Consider the following 2,669-nt stretch of genomic DNA (forward strand, 5'->3'; position numbering starts at 1 on the left):
GCGCCGTGAGCGCGGGGAGCGCGCCGATCCGGCGGGCCTCGCACCTCGCGCGGAGCGGGCCCGCCACGCCGGGGGAGGGTCCGTGCCGTCCTCGGCGTTTCGCCCTGGGCGGATTCGCCGTCGGTGGGCTGCGCAGCGCTCCCGCCGTCCGGATAGGGTCGTGGGTATGACCCACCAGGTGCACGCCTTCGAGCCGCCGGAGCGGTTCGTCGCCGGAACCGTCGGCCCGCCGGGGGAGCGTACGTTCTTCCTCCAGGCGCGGGGCGGTGGCCGGCTGGTCAGCGTCGCGCTGGAGAAGGTCCAGGTGTCCCTCCTCGCCGAGAAGCTGGAGGAGCTGCTCTCCGAGGCGCAGCGCCGGTTCGGCGTCGACCTGCCGGAGGCGGCCCCCGCGGTCGGCGACAACGACCCGCTGGACACCCCGGTCGACGAGGAGTTCCGGGTCGGCACGCTGGGCCTGGCCTTCGACGTGGACACCGCCACCGTGGTGATCGAGGCGATCGCCGTCGGCGAGGCGGAGGCCGAGGTCGAGCTGGGCGACGCGGACGAGGACGAGGACGAGGACGAGCCGGACGACGACCTCGACCGGCTCCGGGTCCGGCTGACCCCCGCGGCGACGCGCGCCTTCATCGAGCGCGCCCGCCGGGTGGTCAACGCCGGACGTCCCCCCTGCCCGCTCTGCGGCCAGCCCCTGGATCCGGCCGGCCACCTCTGCCCCCGGCACAACGGTTATCACCGGTGACCTCGTCGGAACTTCAGCCCCGACAGGACGGCGCCGCCGCGTTGCGACTGCTCAGCGACGGTGAGCTGGACCTGGAGGGGCGGCTGGTCGACGCCTCCAACACCACCCTGCGCGGCATCATCACCCTGGACGGGCTCACCGCCCGCTGCGTCTACAAGCCGGTCCGCGGCGAGCGGCCGCTCTGGGACTTCCCGGACGGGACGCTCGCCGGCCGGGAGGTGTCGGCGTACCTGGTCTCCCGGGCCACCGGCTGGGACCTGGTGCCGCCGACGGTGCTGCGGGACGGCCCCTTCGGGCCCGGTTCCTGCCAGCTCTGGATCGACGAGCCGGAGGACGCCGAGCCACTGGTCGGCTTCGTGCCGGCCGAGACGGTGCCGCCGCGCTGGTTCCCGGTCGCGGCGGCGCGGGACGACGACGGCGCCGCGTACGCCCTGGCGCACGCCGACGACCCCCGGCTGGCCCGGCTCGCCGTCCTGGACGCCGTGCTCAACAACGCCGACCGCAAGGGCGGGCACGTCATCGTCGGCCCGGACGACCGGATCTACGGGGTCGACCACGGCGTCTGCTTCCACGTCGAGGAGAAGCTGCGCACGGTCCTGTGGGGCTGGGCCGGCCGGGAGCTGCCCCCGGACGCGGTGGAGATGCTCGACGGGCTGGCCGGCCAGCTCGGCGGGGCCCTCGGCGACGAGCTGGCCGAGCACCTGACCATCAGCGAGGTCGCCGAGCTGGCCGTCCGGGTGGACCGGCTGCGCGGGACCGGCCGGTTCCCGCTGCCTCCCGAGGACTGGCCGGCGATGCCCTGGCCGCCCATGTGAACTGCTGTCGCGTTGATCACCCGGGGGATCGCAGCCGCGCCCCTGACGGATCGTTAGGCTGGCGGTCATGGAGTCTTGGGCGGGACACGAGGTGCCACGGCTGCCGGGTACGGGGGAGCCACTGAGGTTGTACGACTCGGCGCGGCAGGGTGTCCAGCCGAGCCGACCCGACGGCGCCGCCACCATGTACGTCTGCGGCATCACCCCGTACGACGCCACGCACCTCGGCCACGCCGCCACCATGATCACCTTCGACCTGGTGCAGCGGATGTGGCGGGACGCCGGCCTGACCGTGCGGTACGTGCAGAACGTCACCGACATCGACGACCCGCTGCTGGAGCGGGCCGAGCGTGACGGCGAGGACTGGAAGGTCCTGGCGATGCGGGAGACCGCGCTGTTCCGCGAGGACATGGAGGCGTTGCGGATCATCCCGCCGGAGCACTACGTCGGCGCGGTGGAGTCGATCCCGGACATCGCCGAGAAGGTGCTGGTCCTACTCAAGGACGGCGCGGCCTACCGGCTCGACGACGGCACCGGCGACGTCTACTTCGACATCAGCGCCGCCCCGGAGTTCGGCTACGAGTCCAACCTGTCCCGCGACGAGATGCTGGAGATCTTCCCGGAGCGCGGCGGCGACCCGGACCGGGCCGGCAAGCGGGACCCGCTCGACCCGCTGCTGTGGCGGGGTGCCCGGGAGGGCGAGCCGTCCTGGCCGGGTGGGGAGCTGGGTCCGGGCCGCCCCGGCTGGCACATCGAGTGCGCGGTGATCGCGCTGAATCTGCTCGGCGACCGCATCTCCGTGCAGGGCGGCGGCAACGACCTGCTCTTCCCGCACCACGAGTGTTCGGCGGCGCACGCCGAGCGGCTCACCGGCCAGGCGCCCTTCGCCGACCACTACGTGCACGCCGGGATGATCGGCCTGGACGGCGAGAAGATGTCGAAGTCCCGGGGCAACCTGGTCTTCGTCTCCCGGTTGCGGGCGGACCGGGTGGACCCGATGGCGGTCCGGCTGGCCCTGCTGAGCGGGCACTACCGCACCGACCGGTCGTGGACGCCGGAGCTGCTCTCCGCCGCCGAGGAGCGGCTGGCCCGCTGGCGCCGGGCCGCCGCCGCGC

Annotated in this window: 3 protein-coding genes; all 3 read left to right on the top strand. The window is 74.0% G+C overall.

Annotated elements, in window-relative coordinates:
• Positions 1–166: 166 nt before the first annotated feature.
• Positions 167–739, top strand: a complete 573-nt coding sequence (locus ACWEVO_RS34590) for a DUF3090 domain-containing protein (protein WP_452311621.1) — start codon at positions 167–169, stop codon at positions 737–739.
• Positions 736–1,554: an SCO1664 family protein gene (locus ACWEVO_RS34595; RefSeq protein ID WP_452311622.1), complete on the top strand. Its 819-nt coding sequence runs from the start codon at positions 736–738 to the stop codon at positions 1,552–1,554. Before ACWEVO_RS34590 ends, ACWEVO_RS34595 begins: the two co-directional genes overlap by 4 nt.
• 67 nt (positions 1,555–1,621) lie before the next feature.
• The coding region (mshC, locus tag ACWEVO_RS34600) for a cysteine--1-D-myo-inosityl 2-amino-2-deoxy-alpha-D-glucopyranoside ligase (protein WP_452311623.1) at positions 1,622–2,669 on the top strand (1,048 nt) is incomplete at its 3' end.

The sequence above is a fragment of the Micromonospora sp. NPDC003776 genome, from assembly GCF_053605645.1.

Excerpts from the sequence above, each read along its gene's own strand:
- ACWEVO_RS34590 (WP_452311621.1), top strand. The coding sequence starts at position 167 with ATGACCCACCAGGTGCACGCCTTCGAGCCGCCGGAGCGGTTCGTCGCC.